The sequence below is a fragment of the Veillonella sp. ICM51a genome, assembly GCF_000524355.1.
Lineage (GTDB): Bacteria > Bacillota > Negativicutes > Veillonellales > Veillonellaceae > Veillonella > Veillonella atypica.
In genome coordinates this window covers 1-17,577 of the sequence record NZ_JAPX01000014.1, presented here as the reverse complement: position 1 = coordinate 17,577, position 17,577 = coordinate 1, and the positions used below count along the sequence as shown (strand labels likewise).

At 40.4% G+C, this 17,577-nt stretch carries 18 protein-coding genes; 15 read left to right on the top strand and 3 right to left on the bottom strand.

What is annotated here, in order from left to right:
* Nucleotides 1–197: 197 nt before the first annotated feature.
* Nucleotides 198–1,646, bottom strand: a complete 1,449-nt coding sequence (locus tag HMPREF1504_RS01735; protein WP_038122917.1) for an aminoacyl-histidine dipeptidase — start codon at nucleotides 1,644–1,646, stop codon at nucleotides 198–200.
* Between the two features lie 231 nt (nucleotides 1,647–1,877).
* On the opposite strand from HMPREF1504_RS01735, the gene HMPREF1504_RS01730 reads away from it, so the two are divergent.
* Genes HMPREF1504_RS01730 through HMPREF1504_RS01720 form a run of 3 tightly spaced genes read left to right on the top strand, consistent with a single transcriptional unit; the run spans nucleotide 1,878 to nucleotide 5,104 of the window.
* Nucleotides 1,878–3,329, top strand: coding sequence for a nicotinate phosphoribosyltransferase (locus HMPREF1504_RS01730; RefSeq protein ID WP_038122914.1), 1,452 nt, complete (start codon nucleotides 1,878–1,880; stop codon nucleotides 3,327–3,329).
* An 8-nt stretch (nucleotides 3,330–3,337) separates the two neighbouring features.
* Nucleotides 3,338–4,108 carry an NAD(+) synthase gene (gene nadE / locus HMPREF1504_RS01725; protein ID WP_038122911.1) on the top strand — a complete coding sequence of 257 codons (771 nt, stop codon included), beginning with the start codon at nucleotides 3,338–3,340 and terminating at the stop codon, nucleotides 4,106–4,108.
* An 18-nt stretch (nucleotides 4,109–4,126) separates the two neighbouring features.
* The gene (locus HMPREF1504_RS01720) at nucleotides 4,127–5,104 is read left to right on the top strand and encodes an asparaginase (protein WP_038122907.1); all 978 of its coding nucleotides are present in this window, start codon (nucleotides 4,127–4,129) and stop codon (nucleotides 5,102–5,104) included.
* An 84-nt stretch (nucleotides 5,105–5,188) separates the two neighbouring features.
* On the opposite strand, the gene HMPREF1504_RS01715 is transcribed toward HMPREF1504_RS01720, so the two are convergent.
* Nucleotides 5,189–5,965, bottom strand: coding sequence for an adenosylcobinamide amidohydrolase (locus HMPREF1504_RS01715; RefSeq protein WP_005375512.1), 777 nt, complete (start codon nucleotides 5,963–5,965; stop codon nucleotides 5,189–5,191).
* 172 nt (nucleotides 5,966–6,137) lie between these two features.
* Between HMPREF1504_RS01715 and HMPREF1504_RS01710 the strand changes: the two genes are divergently transcribed.
* The 3 genes from HMPREF1504_RS01710 to yfbR all read left to right on the top strand — a co-directional run bounded on the left by HMPREF1504_RS01710 (nucleotide 6,138) and on the right by yfbR (nucleotide 8,613).
* Nucleotides 6,138–7,049, top strand: coding sequence for a mechanosensitive ion channel family protein (locus HMPREF1504_RS01710; RefSeq protein WP_005375336.1), 912 nt, complete (start codon nucleotides 6,138–6,140; stop codon nucleotides 7,047–7,049).
* A 45-nt stretch (nucleotides 7,050–7,094) separates the two neighbouring features.
* Entirely contained in the window at nucleotides 7,095–7,949 is an 855-nt protein-coding gene (locus tag HMPREF1504_RS01705) for a D-alanyl-D-alanine carboxypeptidase family protein (RefSeq protein ID WP_038122903.1), read from the top strand.
* A 76-nt stretch (nucleotides 7,950–8,025) separates the two neighbouring features.
* Nucleotides 8,026–8,613, top strand: coding sequence for a 5'-deoxynucleotidase (gene yfbR, locus HMPREF1504_RS01700; RefSeq protein ID WP_038122902.1), 588 nt, complete (start codon nucleotides 8,026–8,028; stop codon nucleotides 8,611–8,613).
* A gap of 9 nt (nucleotides 8,614–8,622) precedes the next feature.
* Here yfbR and HMPREF1504_RS01695 read toward each other — a convergent pair whose 3' ends face one another.
* On the bottom strand, nucleotides 8,623–9,501 hold the full coding sequence (locus HMPREF1504_RS01695; RefSeq protein ID WP_016476028.1) for an epoxyqueuosine reductase: 879 nt from the start codon (nucleotides 9,499–9,501) through the stop codon (nucleotides 8,623–8,625).
* Between the two features lie 128 nt (nucleotides 9,502–9,629).
* Between HMPREF1504_RS01695 and HMPREF1504_RS01690 the strand changes: the two genes are divergently transcribed.
* The 9 genes from HMPREF1504_RS01690 to HMPREF1504_RS01650 all read left to right on the top strand — a co-directional run bounded on the left by HMPREF1504_RS01690 (nucleotide 9,630) and on the right by HMPREF1504_RS01650 (nucleotide 17,543).
* Nucleotides 9,630–10,412, top strand: a complete 783-nt coding sequence (locus HMPREF1504_RS01690; RefSeq protein ID WP_038122897.1) for a xanthine dehydrogenase family protein subunit M — start codon at nucleotides 9,630–9,632, stop codon at nucleotides 10,410–10,412.
* Nucleotides 10,412–10,864, top strand: coding sequence for a (2Fe-2S)-binding protein (locus tag HMPREF1504_RS01685; protein ID WP_038122895.1), 453 nt, complete (start codon nucleotides 10,412–10,414; stop codon nucleotides 10,862–10,864). The genes HMPREF1504_RS01690 and HMPREF1504_RS01685 overlap by 1 nt, the downstream gene beginning before the upstream one ends.
* The gene (locus tag HMPREF1504_RS01680) at nucleotides 10,864–13,155 is read left to right on the top strand and encodes a xanthine dehydrogenase family protein molybdopterin-binding subunit (protein WP_038122891.1); all 2,292 of its coding nucleotides are present in this window, start codon (nucleotides 10,864–10,866) and stop codon (nucleotides 13,153–13,155) included. The genes HMPREF1504_RS01685 and HMPREF1504_RS01680 overlap by 1 nt, the downstream gene beginning before the upstream one ends.
* A 33-nt stretch (nucleotides 13,156–13,188) precedes the next feature.
* A complete protein-coding gene (yqeC, locus tag HMPREF1504_RS01675; RefSeq protein WP_038122888.1) occupies nucleotides 13,189–13,947 on the top strand; it encodes a selenium cofactor biosynthesis protein YqeC in 759 nt (252 codons plus the stop codon).
* 8 nt (nucleotides 13,948–13,955) lie between these two features.
* Complete coding sequence (locus tag HMPREF1504_RS01670) at nucleotides 13,956–14,672, top strand: NTP transferase domain-containing protein (protein WP_038122885.1); 717 nt, start codon at nucleotides 13,956–13,958, stop codon at nucleotides 14,670–14,672.
* Nucleotides 14,669–15,481: a selenium-dependent molybdenum cofactor biosynthesis protein YqeB gene (gene yqeB, locus HMPREF1504_RS01665; RefSeq protein WP_051411658.1), complete on the top strand. Its 813-nt coding sequence runs from the start codon at nucleotides 14,669–14,671 to the stop codon at nucleotides 15,479–15,481. The genes HMPREF1504_RS01670 and yqeB overlap by 4 nt, the downstream gene beginning before the upstream one ends.
* Complete coding sequence (locus HMPREF1504_RS01660) at nucleotides 15,465–16,196, top strand: XdhC family protein (protein WP_005375457.1); 732 nt, start codon at nucleotides 15,465–15,467, stop codon at nucleotides 16,194–16,196. Before yqeB ends, HMPREF1504_RS01660 begins: the two co-directional genes overlap by 17 nt.
* On the top strand, nucleotides 16,186–16,500 hold the full coding sequence (locus tag HMPREF1504_RS01655) for an XdhC family protein (RefSeq protein WP_038122882.1): 315 nt from the start codon (nucleotides 16,186–16,188) through the stop codon (nucleotides 16,498–16,500). The genes HMPREF1504_RS01660 and HMPREF1504_RS01655 overlap by 11 nt, the downstream gene beginning before the upstream one ends.
* A gap of 113 nt (nucleotides 16,501–16,613) precedes the next feature.
* Complete coding sequence (locus tag HMPREF1504_RS01650) at nucleotides 16,614–17,543, top strand: IS481 family transposase (protein WP_005379765.1); 930 nt, start codon at nucleotides 16,614–16,616, stop codon at nucleotides 17,541–17,543.
* Nucleotides 17,544–17,577 lie beyond the last annotated feature (34 nt).

Sequence of the window (17,577 nt, the reverse complement as noted above, 5' to 3'; positions counted from 1 at the left end):
GGTATGAACAATAGTTTACAAAGTTAAGTAATAAGCGATTTATAAGAAAAATTGATAATATTATACTAATATGAGTATATGTGAACATGTTTATATATTTATGCCGTTGATTTTACAAAAAAAGCGTATGCCTCATAGGATATATATGAGTACATACGCTTATTTGAATAAATATTATTTTGTAAAACTTTGAAAAATTATTGTAATTTTTCTAGTAATGCTTTAAGGAATACATATACATGTTCTACAGAAGGTAGATGTACGCGTTCCATATTTGTATGTGGGCTAATGATTGTTGGACCAAAGCTGATCATTTCAGTATTTGGTAAAACATTCTTTAATAAGCCACATTCTAGGCCTGCATGGACTGCATTCACGCGGGCAGGGGTGTCGGACATGGTATTGTAAAGTGCGATAACTTGTTCTTCTAGTTTAGAGCCTTTATCGTATTCCCATGCGGGATAACCACCGCTGCGGGTAGCAGAAACACCTAATGTATCAGCAAGGAGTAATAATTTTTTAGTTAAGTATTCTAAGCTGTTTTTATTAGAGCTACGAACTGATACGAGGATGTCTATCGTATGTGTGCCTTCAGAAACGATAGCGAGATTATCTGATGTTTCTACAAGCCCTTCGATGGTTTGACTCATAGAGTGAACTCCATCTTCTGCAAGATAGAGGTAGGAAATTAAGGCTTCTGCCGTATCATCAGCATACACTGTTGCCGGTGTAGGAATTTCTTCCACTACGAATGTTAAATCAGGATCTTTGATTGCAAATTCATGTTTGTATTCTTTTTCGTAGAATTTGATAAGGGTCTTAATCGCTTCTATATCCTCGTTGCGTACAGACATGGTTGCAACCGCTTTAGATGGAATCGCATTATGTTTAACACCACCTACGAAAGAAGCTAGATTAAAGGAATATTGTTTTTCTAAATCATAAAGAACGCGAGCAAGTACTTGGTTTGCATTAGCTCGTTGTTCAATGATTTCGATACCGGAATGACCACCCTTTAAACCTTTTACAGTTAGTGAAAGCCCTGCATCATAACCAGGTAGATTATTTTCGCGCAATAGTGGGATGGATACATTAACGTGGCAGCCGCCAGCGCAGCTTACACAGAACTCATGTTCCACTTCGGTGTCTAAGTTGATTAGATAGTCACCTGTTACTTGACCTTCTTTTACCGCTGCAGCACCATCCATACCTGTTTCTTCGTTAGTTGTGAACAATACTTGTAGTGGACCATGTTGTTGGTTCTTATCTTCTAGGACTGCTAAAATCATAGCGCCGCCCATGCCATTATCTGCACCCAATGTAGTGTCATCGGCGTGCATCCATTCACCTTCGATGATGTTGGCGATTGGATCTTTTGTAAAATCATGGTTGGAATCATGACCTTTTACGCATACCATATCGATATGACCTTGAAGGATGACGGATGGACGATTTTCATAGCCTGGTGTAGCTGGTTTTTTGATGACTACATTCCATTCGCTATCTTGTGTAGCTTCGAGACCTAAATTGTGAGCAAAATTGACAATGTAATCGCTAATGCCCTTTTCATTGCCAGATCCACGTGGGATTTGGCTCATTTCTTTAAATATTTCTAATACGCGTTTTGCTTGAACGATTGCGTCCATTTGGCACCTCTCATTCTGAAAATATATCCCATATAATTCTAATTATCTTAGTTGCTATGAGATTATTCATGTTTATTCATTAGTTAATAAGTAATTATTATCTATAATATAGTTATATCACATGTACTATGAATAGAAAAGACGATGTATATAGTTTATAATAGTATCATGCGTAATGTATAACGAACGCGCTGTATTATATACCTTTTATTTATATAGGATGGTGAAAGTATGCAACATGAACGTCGCAACATTAGTATGCTTATGGATCTCTATGAGATGACCATGGCTCATGGGTACTTTACGAAACAAGACAATACAGACCGCGTTGCCTTTGACGTATTTTACCGTCGCAATCCGGACAAAGGTGGATTTGCTATCTTTGGCGGATTGGAACAAGTTTTAGAATACATTTTGAATCTTCATTTCGATGAGGAGGATATGGCGTATTTTAAATCATTGCATTTATTTAGTGATGAATTTTTAGAGTATTTGCGCAACTTCAAATTTATCGGTGATGTATATGCCTTCAAAGAAGGTACCATCATATATCCTAATGAGCCGATTATGACCATCGTAGCACCTCTTATCGACGCACAAATTGTGGAAACAGCAGTGCTTACCATGATTAATCATCAATCGCTTATTGCTACAAAGGCGAACCGCATCGTGCGCGCCGCCGATGGGCGCATTGTATCCGATTTTGGGGCTCGTCGCGCTCACAATGTAGATGCTGCTGTATATGGTGCGCGGGCGGCTTTCATAGGCGGTGTCAATGGGACTGCCACAGTTCTAGCGGGACAACAATTTGGGATTCCTGTAAATGGTACCATGGCACATAGTTGGGTTATGTACCACGATTCTGAATATGAAGCATTCAAGTCCTATGCTGAAGTGTATCCGGACAGCGCTGTGTTCTTGGTGGATACCTATAATGTATTAGAATCGGGTGTACCAAATGCCATTAAGGTTGCCAAGGATATTTTGGAACCGAATGGTCATCGATTAAAAGGCATCCGCCTCGATTCTGGTGACTTAGCATATTTAGCTAAGCAAGCGCGTTGTATGCTCGATGATGCGGGGATGAACGATTGCAAGATTATGGCATCTAATAGCCTTGATGAATATACGATTTCATCCTTATTAAATCAAGGTGGCCCTATTGATATCTTTGGCGTAGGGGAACGATTGATTACGTCGAAAACGGATCCTGTATTCGGCGCTGTATACAAGATTGCAGGCGTTGAAAAAGGAGGCGTATGGGAACCGCGCATTAAGATTTCTGAGTCTGTGGAAAAGATTACCAATCCTGGATTGAAACAGGTATATCGCGTTTATAATGAAGCTGGTCGCGCTATTGCTGAATTATTGACATTACCTGGCGAAGTGCCATCCACAGAAAAACCATATCGTTATATCGATCCAGAAAAACCGTGGAGAGAATTGTATTATGAAAACTGTACATTTAAAAATATGCAGGAACTCATGATTAAAGGGGGCAATCAAATCGTACCATCCCCAACATTGGAATCGATACGCACCTATGTACAAGAACAATTAGCTCATGAGATTTGGCCGGAAGAACAACGCTTTGAAAATCCACATCGTCACTATCTAGATATGAGCCCTGACTATTACCATATGAAGATGGACTTATTGAATCGTATTGGTCGTAAAAAATAGGAGGGCCTATGCTTACACATCCAGAACGAACAAAAGAGGAATTAGTGGCGTGGATTCGGGACTATTTTGAACAAAATGGACCTGCATGCTCCGCTGTAGTCGGCATTTCGGGCGGTAAGGATTCTAGCGTAGTAGCCGCTCTTTGTAAGGAGGCGCTTGGTGCAGAACGCGTTGTAGGCGTCCTTATGCCAAATGACGTACAATCCGATATAGATGATGCAAAAGAGGTGGTGGCGCATCTTGGTATTCCCTATATGATTGTGAATATTGGTAATGCCTATCGTGCATTAACGAAGGCCATTGTACAAGGAGAGGGCTTTTCCAATGTAACGGGCCGTACAGCTTTAGCGCGAGATGCAGAAATTAATACGCCACCTCGTTTGCGGATGGCCACATTATATGCGGTAGGTCAAAATTTGTTATATGGTGCACGTGTTGCTAATACATGTAATGGCTCTGAAGACTATGTGGGCTACTCTACCAAGTTTGGCGATGCAGCGGGTGACTTTAGTCCATTGGCGAATCTCGTGGTTGAAGAGGTGCGTCAAATTGGACGACTTTTGGATATTCCCCGTCATTTAGTAGACAAAACGCCTAGTGATGGGCTCAGTGGTCAATCTGACGAGGATAAACTAGGATTTACCTATGCCGTTCTCGATCGATATATTCGAACCGGAGAAATTGAAGATATACAAACGAAGGAGCGCATTGATTATCTACAACGAATTAATCGGCATAAACTTGAATTAATGCCTTCCTTTAAACCTTCTACATTATGATACCTATAGGAGGATAAGATGACTAAGAAAATTGCAATCATTGGTACTGGTGGTACCATTGCGGGACAAGGTGCTTCGGATACTGATTTGACGGGATATACAGCAGGTGTATTGCCCTTAGAAGAAATTATATCCTCTGTACCTGGCGTTAGAGATTATGGACCTTTTGTGTGCAATCAATTTTGTAATATTGAAAGTTCAGATATAACGCTATTTCAATGGGTCCGTCTATCAAAATTAGTACAAAAATGTGTGGATAATGATGATATTGCGGGTGTTGTTATTACACATGGCACGGATAGTATGGAGGAAACTGCGTACTTTTTGCATCTTACTGTCCATACTGATAAGCCTATCGTTATAACTGGTTCGATGCGTCCAGCAGGAGCTATCAGTGCCGATGGCCCTATTAATTTGTTGCAAGCTATACAAGTGGCTCGAACACCAGAATCATATAATAAGGGCGTACTGGTAGTTATGAATGGCTATATTTATGGTGCTCGTGATGTAACGAAAATGAATACAACTAATGTGGCAACCTTTGGTAGTCCTAATGCAGGTCATCTTGGTATTGTACAAGATGGTATAGCCCAATACTATATGTGTCCGTTGCGTAAGCATACGATGGAATCTGAGTTTGGCTTGCCAGAGGACGATGACTTACCACGTGCTGAAATCTTAACCTGTTATGCAGGTATCGAAGAAATTATGGGGCTTGCCATAGTGGCAACGAACCCATCGGGTTTAATCTTAGCTGGCTTAGGCCATGGTACGATACCAGAACCTATCCGCAAGGTAACATCCAATTTACCAATACCTGTTGTACGCGCATCCAGAACGGGAAGTGGTATAGTATCTAAGGTTCCCCAAGATGTGGAGGCAGGCTATTTTGTATGTGATAGCTTGTCACCTCAAAAGGCTCGTATCTTGTTGATGTTGGCCTTACAAAAGGAACGTACTTGCAAGGATTTGGAACGAATCTTTAAAGAATACTAACCCTTACAAGCGATTGTATGCGGAGGAGATAGATATAAAAAGACCCTTTGTGATTATTCACAAAGGGCCTTTTGCTTGTATAAATCATTCGGTACCGATGGCATTTTCTAATGCTCGTTGTACACCTAGGTATACAGCTTTGGCTAATGTGTCGCCGAATAGGGAATAGGATCCTGCATCAGTTAATACATCGCCATTTGCATTGATGGTTAAGATGATGCCATCTGTAGCAGTTCCAGTAGCGGAGGTATTCGTTTCTTTTGCTAAACTGTGAACTATATGTGTATTGTATTTGGGGAAGTCCTTGGTACTTTCCACCTTCCAATCTTGTAATGCTGCTGTTTTAGCCTCGGTAATCGTCATGATGGCTTTCACCATCGCACTATCTGTTAAGGCCTTGTTGGTGAATACGAGGATATTAATTGTGCCAGGAGTGTGGAATTCACCATCTTTTTCTTCATAACAATAACCTGTACCTGCACGATGGGCCGTTTTCTTATAACCACCGGTGACAATGGTTTCAACGATTGTATCACTTTCTTGTACCATTGTGTACGCATGAAGGGATGGTGTAGCAGAGGTTAACAGTGCAGTGCTGAAATGTACAGGCACATCGATATGCTCAAATTCTTGAGCTAAATAGTTTGCTACAGAGCCACCTGGTAGATCTTTTTCTGTTTCAATATGGTAGGTTAATTGTTGATTACGTACACCTAATGTATGGTGAAAGCCTCCATTGAGCTGACCGCTGCTCAAGGAATAGTGAATGTCGTCAAAGAGTATGGTTACAGAGTTACATTCTTTAGTGACATGACCGCCCGTTATTAATTCATCTGGCGCTGTGTATGGATTATTAGACATATAGAACTCCCTAGTTTATCATTGTTAGATATAGAATATAAAGCTATAATAAAAGGTAATATTTTATTATCTTCATATAAGTTGTTTATAATACATAACATTTACATGTGAAATTATATCATATGTTTACCATAGATTTGAGTTAGTCACCTTAAGAATTGTGGGGGTATACATGTACGAATTCTTAGCAACCGCATCAGAATTGTTATTTAACGATGCCAATGTATTGTTAAAATTAAGAGAATGGTTTTTTAGCCAAGCCGGTAATATTTTGCTTGCTCTTATTATATTTTTTGTAGGCCGCTATATTATTCGGTGGATTAAAACTCTTGCCGTTCGTGTTATGACACGGGCCAACTATGATACTGCTGCAATGGGCTTTGTATCTCAAATTATTAATTATGTATTGCTTGTAGGTTTATTATTAATCTGTCTTAATCAAGTTGGTGTTCCTACAACATCCTTTGTAGCAGCTTTCGGTGCTTTTGGTTTAGGTATTGGCTTGGCATTACAAAATAATATGTCAAACTTGGCATCTGGATTATTGATTTTAATATTTAAACCATTTCGCGCTGGACACTATATTGAGGTTGGGGACATTACAGGTAGTGTTACATCTATACAGTTTATGAATACTATTGTTACTACAAGAGATCAAAAACGAGTGTATATACCAAACTCGATTCTTACATCTCAATCAGTAACGAATTATTCCTATATGACTGAACGAATGATTCCGTTTGTTTTTGATATTGGCTATAACAATGATCATCATGAAGCGATTAGAATTTTAAAGGACGTTTTTGACAAGGATAAACGTATTCTAAATGCTAAATATATGGAGATTGGTATTTCTGAATTTGGTGATAACTCTGTGCGTATTTCTGCGTTTGCAGAAGTTAAAACTAGTCAGTTTCTTGAGGTTCGATATAGTATTATGTCCGATGTAAAAGATGCTTTTGATAAGCATGGTATAGATATTCCATATCCACAACGTGTTGTATATATACAACACGCAGATACTTCTACAGATGAAATTAAAGAAACTAAGAAAAAAGTAACTACCACGAATCAAGAAATCTGATAAATCATGAATTTACAAGTTAATAATATGTAGAAAGAGATTGATATGAGAGATTTAATAATGCATAGGCACTTAGTATGGCAACGTTTTATATTGGCGTTAGCTTTCATAGGTGCCATGCTCTTAGGTACTGTTGTTCATGGTGCTGCACCTACGCCTCCATCTACCATTGGTGAAGCAGTGGTACTCATTGATGCAGATAATAAGGAGATTTTATTCGCCAAGAATCCCGATAAATGGATGCATCCGGCAAGTACTACGAAAATGGTAACCTTATTAACAGCACTTGAGTTAAAAGGAACACAATTAGATGAGTTAGCTACGATTAGTCCCTATGCGACGAGCATGGAAGAATCTAATCTTGGCGTACAAGTAGGCGACCAAATCACCTTGGAAGGTGTTCTTGAAGGTATGATGGTAGCATCTGGTAATGATGCGGCCGTAGTGGTGGCAGAGAACGTAAGTGGGTCTGTAGAAAATTTTGCGAAGGATATGAATCGCATAGCTGCTAAGGCGGGGGCTAAAAACAGTGTATTCCTTAACCCTCATGGATTGACCCAAATGGGTCATCATTCGACGGCACGAGATTTGGCTTTGATTGCAGCTTATGGGATGAAATATCAAATGTTCCGCGACAAGGTGGCCAATGATTACTATAAGGTGCCTTATCAAAACCGTGCGCCTGAAACGATTCGCACTACAAACCATTTTATCCGTAATAAATATCCTGGTGCTAATGGCTTAAAGACGGGCTTTACAAATGCGGCTGGTGAATGTTTAATCGCATCGGCTACGCGAAATGGGCACACTATGATTGTGGTGATGCTCAATGATGACAACCGTTGGAATGAGGCCGTTCAGTTCCTAGACTATGGCTTTAAATTACGCGGTGTCATTTAATATCATAACTATTTAGTTATACATACTATAAAAGGTCCTACCTTCTGGTGGGACCTTCATTGTAAGGGGGATATGTATGAGTTCATTTTTTGCTTTTTTAAAACGGATGCGCTTTATTAACCGTTGGAGCTTGATGCGCAATACGGAAACAGAAAATATTCAAGAACACAGCCTTGAGGTAGCCATGGTAGCCCATAATTTGGCGGCTCTTAAAAATGAATATTTCGGTGGAAATTTAGATATTAACAAGGTGGCCGTCATTGCCATGTACCATGAGGTGAGTGAAATCTTTACAGGGGATATGCCAACGCCTATTAAATACTTTGATCCTAAGCTTCGTTCCTTGTATGGCGAGGTGGAAACCTTAGCGCAAGAAAAAATGTTTAGCACATTGCCGGAACGATTGCAATCTGTTTATAAACCGTATATTGTAGATGCTGAAACATTGCCTGAATGGCCGATTGTGAAAGCTGCCGATACCTTGTCCGCCTATATGAAATGCGTTAATGAATTACATGCGGGCAATGATGAATTCAAGGAGGCGCACGATACGATTCTGGCCAAGTTGAAAGCTCTAAATATGCCAGAGGTGGACATGTTCATCGAAGAATATGTACCGGCTTTGAGTGAGTCCTTGGATAAACTAAATTACTATAAAATATAGTAGGTAGTATTAAGGTTTTGTAATATATTCCTGATTGCGTATCAATATCTTTTTACCGCGCCATGAGAAGGCTCGATGGCCGTGTTTTGCCTTAAACTCCTTATTGGTCATAGACTCTAATTCATCAACATCCACATAAGGTTCGATAGATTGAAATTCAATAATGGGTGTTGTAGGTAAGTCCTTATTATGGGGGCATACTTCTTGGCATACATCACAACCGAATAACAAAGGTGATTTCCTGATGATGGCTTGTTCGTCATCGGTGAGATCGCCTTTTTTTTGCGTTAAATAGCTTTTACAGGTGGCGTAATTAAATGCATTGCCATTTAGACATTGACCTAAGCAGGATGTAATACACCGATTACAGCCCATACACGTATCGGTCATAGGCGTATTGGGTTCGAACTCTAATGTGGTGAGCACAGTGCCGATGACGATATAAGAACCCCAAGTTGGATTGATAAAGCATTTATTTTTTCCATAGACCCCAAGGCCTGCTAAATACGCCATATATCGATCAGCCAAGGGACTCGTATCGCAATGGATAGAGAATGATGCATCTGGGGCAGTCGTTTTAAGTTCATCTACGAGGCGTTGTAAATAGTCTATCACCACTAGATGGTAATCAGTGGCCCACGTGTAACGGGATAGATTTGTAGGACCTTCATGTGGCACATGATAGGGAAATAGACAGACGATGGCACTGCGTGGCATAAAGTCTGTTGTGCCTATCAGTCGTTCGTCTATGTCAGCTGCTGTGAATGGACAGGGATTGGATTCCTGCAAAATTTCACGGGCCTCTATAGGGAGTGGCCATGACGTGGTGCCCACTACGGGTATATGTAATTGTTTGCAAACTTCTTGTAATTTTATATTGTTTGTCATAGATTTACGATGTAATAGTTGTTACAATTATATATATAAGCAAAAATAAAAGGTTTTATGGCAACATTGCTAATAGGAAATGGCTTAAGATAATGATTGTTTTTAGTATACCATTGTGAGGATAGATTATGTTAGCCTTTTTGAAAGTGTTACAACCGAAGACGGTGGAAGAGGCCTATGAAATGGCCGTGAAAAATAAGACGGCACCGATGCTTGCTGGCGGGTGTTGGCTGCGCTTAGGTCGCCGTACATGGCCTGCAGTAATCGATATGGCAGGATTAGATTTACGATATGTTCGTGAAGAAGATAACGAATTTGTTATTGGTGCCATGGCGACACAAGGCGATGTAGAACGATTTGAACCATTACAACGCTTTTGTGGCGGTGCTGTAGTACGTGGTGTCAAAGAAATTCTAGGCGTCCAATTTAGAAATATGGCTACCATGGGTGGTTCCGTAGCTAGTAAATTTGGGTTCTCTGATATCATTCCCGCCTTGTTAGCTGTTCATGCAGACATCGTAACCTATAAAGGTGGTCGTATGTCCATGAAGGATTATATGAATTATCGGGAACGCGATATTTTAGTTGAAATTCGCATCCCTAAACGCGAAGTGCCTGTTGCGGTTGAGGCGTTGCGCATTTCTCGTGGTGACTTTCCATATTTAACCGGTTCTATTCGTCGTGATGATACAAATTATGAAGTCTATATCGGGACCCGTCCAGGTGCGCCACAACTAGCAGAGAAAGCGAGTGCTTTGCTTTCAGAAAAAGGATTAGATGCATTAGATGAGGCAGCACAGATTGCATCAGAGGAATTAGTGTATCAAAAAAATTCTCATGCATCCAAGGAATATCGCATTGAGATGGCTAAAGCCATGGTTCGTCGGTTAGTTAAGGAGGTGGCACGATAATGGAATTAGTATTGAATATTAATAATAAGAATGTAACCGTTAATGTGCCAACGGATGAAATGCTATTAACTACGCTGCGTAACTTAGGCTATTATAGCGTACGCTGTGGCTGTGATACGACAAACTGTGGTTTATGTACTGTTTGGGTCGACGATGAAATCACGTTATCCTGCGCATATCCTACATTCCGTGCGCCAGGCCATTCCATTACAACCCTCGAAGGTCTTGAAGCGGAAGCCTCATTATTAGCAGATTGTCTTGCTTCCGAAGGGGCTGACCAATGTGGTTTCTGTACTACCGGTATGATGATGAGCGCTATCGCATTGAAACGTAGAAATCCTAATGCTAGTGATGATGAAATCCGAGAATACTTGATTGGTAATCTCTGTCGCTGCACCGGCTATGAGTCGCAACTCCGCGGTATTCGTAAGTATCTACAAGGAGGTTTATAATGAAGCACATTGGTAAGTCTTATGATAAAGTCGATGCCAAGGGTATACTCAGTGGTAAACCTTCTTATACAGGGGATTTTGTGCCAAAAGATGCCCTCATTATTAAGGTATTGCGTAGTCCACATGCACAGGCGAAAATTAAATCTATTGACACATCTAAAGCTAAATTAATCCCTGGTGTAGAGGCTATTTTTACCTATGAAGATGTACCGAACACGCGTTTTACTTTAGCAGGTCAAACCTATCCAGAGCCATCTGCCTATGATGCGTTGATTCTCGATTCTGTAGTTCGCTATGTAGGTGATGAAGTGGCCCTCGTCGTGGCTAAAGATGAAGCTACTGCATTGAAGGCGATGCCTCTCATTAAGGTTGAATACGAGGTGCAAAAACCGGTGCTTGATTTATGCACGGCTATGGACCATGAAACAGTAGTTCATCCAGAAGATGATATTCTCAATCACATTCCAGTAGGACAAGACTATAAACGCAATATTTGTGTATCGTACCATAAGCGTGTTGGTGATATTGAAGCGGAACTTGCTAAATGCGATTATGTCGTAGAAGGCACATATTTCGACCAAGCTACGCGTCAATCTGCAATGGAACCATTCCAAAGCTTTGGCTATATTGATCATTTAGGACGTATTGTCATCGTTAGCTCTACGCAAATCGTGTTCCATGTGCGCCGTCATATTGCGCGAGCACTAGGAATTCCTGCATCTAAAATCCGCGTTATTAAACCTCGCATTGGCGGTGGTTTTGGATCGAAACAAACGGCTTGTACCGAATTGATGACAGCATTTGTAACCTGGAAATTACAAAAGCCATGTTATTTGCTATATGATAGAACAGAAGCACAAACTTGTTCTACTACACGTCATGCTCGTGAATGGTATATTCGCGTAGGTGCTACAAAAGATGGCATTATCCAAGTTATTGACATGGACTCCATTACTGATGCAGGTGCTCATGCAACCCACTGCTTTACGACAACCACAGCGGGGGAACATAAATCCGTGCCATTGTATAACAAGGCAAAAGCGGTGCATTACGGCACGGAAGGGGTTTACATGAATCATACGCCGGGCGGAGCCTTCCGTGGTTATGGCGCTACAGAGGCTTTGTGGCCTTTAGAATGTGCAGTAAACCGTTTGGCGGACGAAATGGGAATCGACCCAGCGGAACTTCGTCAAAAGAATCTAATTGCTGCCGGTGAACGTAGCTTAGTGTATGATCCTGATGAAATCATGGATTCTGGCCTATTCCAAGAAACTGTAAATAAGGTTAAGGAAATGGCTCGTTGGGATGAACGTCCTCATAGTTGGGACATTGATGAGCGCTATCGCGGCGGCTTGGGGATGGCTCTTGCTTTACAAGGGTCCGGTGTTGCTAATATCGATGTAGCATCCGTAGAAATTCGTCTTGGCGATGATGGTAACTACACATTGTATACGGGCTCTTCCGATATGGGGATGGGGGCTAATACAATTCTTACACAAATGGCTTGTGAAGCCCTTGGTTGTCCGATGGAATCTATGACGGTTGTCGAATCTGATACGGATATCGTACCATTTGATCCAGGTTCATACGCATCGAGTACGACTTATGTAACGGGTACAGCTGCGAAGATGGCGGCTGAAGAATTGCGAGAAAAGATAATCAATAAACTAGCCCAATTTATGGATGTTAAACCAGAAGATATTGATTTTGATGGCTTAGTAGGTACGACTAAGGACGGTACAAAGAAAATGTCCGTTCAAGAATTAGCGCCTAAGCTATTAGTCGGAACTACATCCGAACAATTAACGGGGTTCGCAACCTGGGGTAGTCATACATCTCCACCACCATTTATGGCGTCTATTGCTGAAGTTAAGGTAGATAAACAAACGGGACAAATTATACCGTTACATATGTATAATTGTGTAGACTGTGGTACCGTTGTGAATCCTAAACTAGCGCGTGTACAGGTTGAAGGCGGCGCAGTACAAGCTATTGGTATGGCTTTGTATGAAGACGTTAGATACTCTAGTAATGGTCGTTTAGAAACTAATAATTTTATGACCTATAAAATTCCTACACGTCAAGATATTGGTGAATTACATACAGCCTTTGTTGAATCATATGAGGAAAGTGGTGCATATGGTGTTAAATCCATCGGTGAAATTGTTATTAATACAGCTTGTCCTGCAATACAACATGCTGTAAAAAATGCAGTTGGTGCGGATATTCGTACATTACCTATGACACCAGAGAAGGTATTTATGGGGATGGACGAGAAATATAAAGTATAACCATTTCTACATTCCTAAAGGGGGCCTCGTGCTATGACATCACAAACGCAGTACTGGAATCGTCTTATCCAACCTGGCATTGTCGCATTGGTTGGGGCTGGCGGCAAAACAACGGTCTTATCTAAGCTAGTCGAGTATGGTCGGTTGCAAGGACAACCTATCGTAGTGACGACTACAACACAGTTGTATGAATCACAAGTGGCTCAATATGAACCTATTTATACAAAGGATATCAATGATGTTGATGAATATTGTACAAAACGTATTCAACAAGGTTATTGTGGTGCCTGGTTTAATGGTATTACACGAACTAAGGTTGATGCTGTAGATTGTGAAAGCATAGATGGCCTTAGTGCGTTACATCCAAACTGGCAAATCATTGTTGAAGCGGATGGAGCCAAAGAGAAATGGCTTAAGGCACCAAAACATACGGAACCTGTTATCCCAAGTCAAACAAAGACGACTATAGGGGTGGTGAACCTTCAAATGCTGGGCGCATCCCTTGATGAAGATCATGTACATAATTTAGAATTAGTTCAATCCATTGTACATCGCGAAGAAGGTGCCATTGTAACACCTCATATGCTTGCTCAAATCGTGCTTCATAAACAAGGGCTATTCCAATATAGTAAGGGCAAGAAAATCTTGTTCTGCACGGGTTATGACACGGTACAACATCGTATTATTGATGATTTCATAAGTCATGTGGTAGATAGTGATATTACGGCCATTGTGTTGGCTGATGGGTATAAGGCTAGTTGTGAAATTCGTCGCATTATTCAATGTCGCTAGGTAGCAAAATGGAATATAAGACAGGTGAAAGCGCTCCCTTAGGGGGCGCCCTTTCACGAGAAACACCTCGTATTGGCCTTGTTTTGTTAGCAGCAGGTCAGTCTCGACGAATGGGAACAAATAAGCAATTACTTCCGTGGCGCGGAAAGACGATTCTTGACGCGGTATGTCATGCATTACAAATTGGCTGGGAACAAACTAATCCTTCATGGAATTTAAAAACCTATCCAATGGTTGCCGTTACAGGTGGGGACCATGATATTGACCATATTGCTAGCAGTTATGGATTCTTCGTTATTCATAACGAATATTCTGATTTAGGTCAAGGCACATCCATCGCATTAGGCGTGAAATACTTGATGAATGAATTTGGCATACGCGCTTTAGATGGTATCATTTGCTCTGTGTCTGATCAACCGTTATTGAATCCAATGGTTGTTGAACAACTCATTACTAGCTTTCAACAGTATAGGGATGAAACAAATAGAACAATCGTAGTACCTAAATATGGAATAACTCAACACCCTGGCAATCCAGTTTTGTTTGGTGCCCATTGGTTTGAGGACTTGCAACACATCGAGGGTGACCAAGGTGGACGAACGATCATTCGTGGTGTGGGGCATAATTTTGTAGAATATGTAAGTATTATTCCTGAATGGGGATTTGATATAGATACGCCAGAGGATTATAACGATTTGCAACATCGTGAAAGTGAGGGTGTATGAAGCCTTTAATACTTGTGCGCGGAGGCGGCGATATCGCTTCCGGTGCAATTTATAGATTGAGACGTGCAGGGTACCCTGTAGTAGTTAATGAAATTGCTATACCTACTATGATTCGTAGAGAGGTGAGTTATGGTAATGCTGTTCATTGCGGTGAAATGATTCTTGAACGGTTGGTTGCACGTCATGTGTGTATCGGTGAAATTCAGGATACGTTATCACAAGGTGTGATTCCTGTTGTAACATCGTCCTATGAAGAGCTATTAGATCAACTGCATCCGGATGTTGTTGTAGATGCCATTTTGGCTAAAAAGAATGTAGGAACTACTAGACTCGATGCACCCTTTGTTATTGGTGTAGGTCCTGGATTTAGCGCTGGCCGCGATGTGAATGTAGTCATCGAAACTATGCGTGGACATAATTTAGGACGCTGTATTTATGATTGTGAAGCGCAACCGAATACAGGTATTCCTGGCAATGTGGGTGGTTATACCCATGAACGGGTGATTCATTCGCCAAAGGCAGGAGTATTTACAGCTAAACGTCATATTGGTGACGAGGTGCAAGCTAACGAAGTGATTGGTTATGTTGATGAAGAACCAGTGCGGGCTAAGATTACCGGTACATTACGGGGCATTTTAAAAACGGGACTTATCGTATCTGATCATTTTAAATTGGCTGATGTGGATGCTCGTTGTGAGGAATCGCATTGTTATAGTATTTCTGATAAATCCCTCGCTGTTGGTGGCGGTGTCTTAGAGGCCGTTACTGCATGGGACTATGAAAGGAATAAAGATGGAAAGCATTTATGATATTATGAAAGACCGATTACAGGTGACGGAGCCAACATTTTTGGTGACCATCCTATCGGGGCCTCGTCAAGGGGATAGAACTATCTATAATCAGGATGGGGATATATTATATGGTGACGCTATAGAAGGCTTTACACTAAATAGAGTCAAGCCGAATGCTTTATGTGTATTTGGTAGCACTGAATGTTTTGTTGAACCTGTTGAAAAGGATCCATCTGTACTTGTCCTTGGGGCAGGCCATGTAAGCCGCGCTATTACGGATTTATTATTATTTATCGGATGTCGTGCTACTGTTGTTGATGATCGACCTGAATATGTGGTGCCTGAATTCTTTGATGAGCGTGTAATAAGAAAATGTTTGCCTTTGGATGATTTTAGAGATAAGTTACCTCTTGATGAATATAATGGATTTATTATTGTTACGAGAGCCCATGAATTCGATAACACATGCCTTGAACAATTGAGAGATCAACTGCCTACTTATATGGGTGTTATGGGCAGTCAACAACGCATTCATTATGCATTAGAAAATTTGAAAGCCAAAGGTTGGACGCAAGAGGAACTCGATATGATCTATGCTCCTATTGGTCTAGATTTAGGTGCTCAAACACCAGAGGAAATTGCTTTATCTATCGTCAGTGAGTACCTTGCTGTTGTACGAGGTAAACAAGGTCAGTTTTTACGCAGAAAGAGAGTTGTAAGTCATGAATCGTGAGTTTGTAGAATATTTGAGTCAACGCACAGATGAAATACTAGCAGTAGCAACAATTCTTCATACGGCTGGTTCTACGCCTCGTAAAGCAGGTACCTCGATGGTTGTATTCCCTGATGGATCTATTTTTGGCACTATTGGCGGTGGCCGCGCAGAAAATGAAATACGCCTCAGCGCTATTGATTCCATGAAGAAGAAGGAGCAACATCGACGTATTGAAGTAAAATTAAATGATGATATAGCCGTAAAAGAAGGCATGGTCTGTGGCGGTTGCATGGATGTATGGATTAAAACACAGAATGTATGACTTCGTTTTGTAAGAGTATAATACATTTGTGACAAGTGAATAAAAAATGAGAAGGAACTCTGTTATAATGAAGTTGCTTAATCCAAACATTACAACAAAAGGAGTTCCTTCTCATGCATTCTATTATAACTGAAGAATTAAGATTTCGTAAACGAGTATGTGAATATGCTATAAAGTATGGAAATAATGCTGAAGCTGCACGCCGTTATCATACTAGTAGACAACAAGTACAACGTTGGGTGAAGCGTTTCGACGGGACTATCGATTCACTTCGATTGTATAGTCGTAAACCACATTCTCATCCTAATCAACACACTGAGGAAGAACTAGCACTTATCAAGCGTATGCATTCTAAGTTTAAACATGAAGGGCTGTCTCAAGTATATGTTGAGGCAAAAAAGCGTGGTTATAAACGCTCATATGGCTCTATGTGCCGACAAATAAGGTGTCACATTAAAGAGAAAAAGGTTGTTAAATCTGTTCCAAAAAGCAAGTGGAAACCAGATCTAGTAACATATCCAGGAGAAAAGGTTCAGATTGATATAAAATACGTACCTCGCGAGAGTTTAGCCTTTTCAACACAAGGAAAATCTTACTATCAACTTACAGCTATTGATGAGTTTTCTAGAAAGAGAATTCTAAAAATTATAGATGAAAAAAGTGTTACTAATACAAGTCGGTTCTTATTAAATTTAGAAGCCAAAATGGGATTTCCTATTCATACAATACAAACAGATAATGGTCGTGAATTTACAAACTATGGAGTAAAAGATCGAGAGTGTTTATTTGATATTGTATTAAAAAGATTAGAAATAGAGCATAAAACGACAAGACCATTTTCTCCGTGGCAGAATGGAAAGGTAGAGCGCAGTCATCGAATTGATAGTGAGAGATTTTATTCTCGTAAGTTTAATAGTATGGAGAGTTTTCTAAAAGCACATAGTCGATATGCTAATAGATATAATAACATTGCACAAAAAGTCTTAAACTTTAAATCACCAAACCAAGTTATAACAGAGTACTTTATGAATCAAAAGGCATAGGTATTTGTCACAAATGTTTGATTACTCTAGAAAA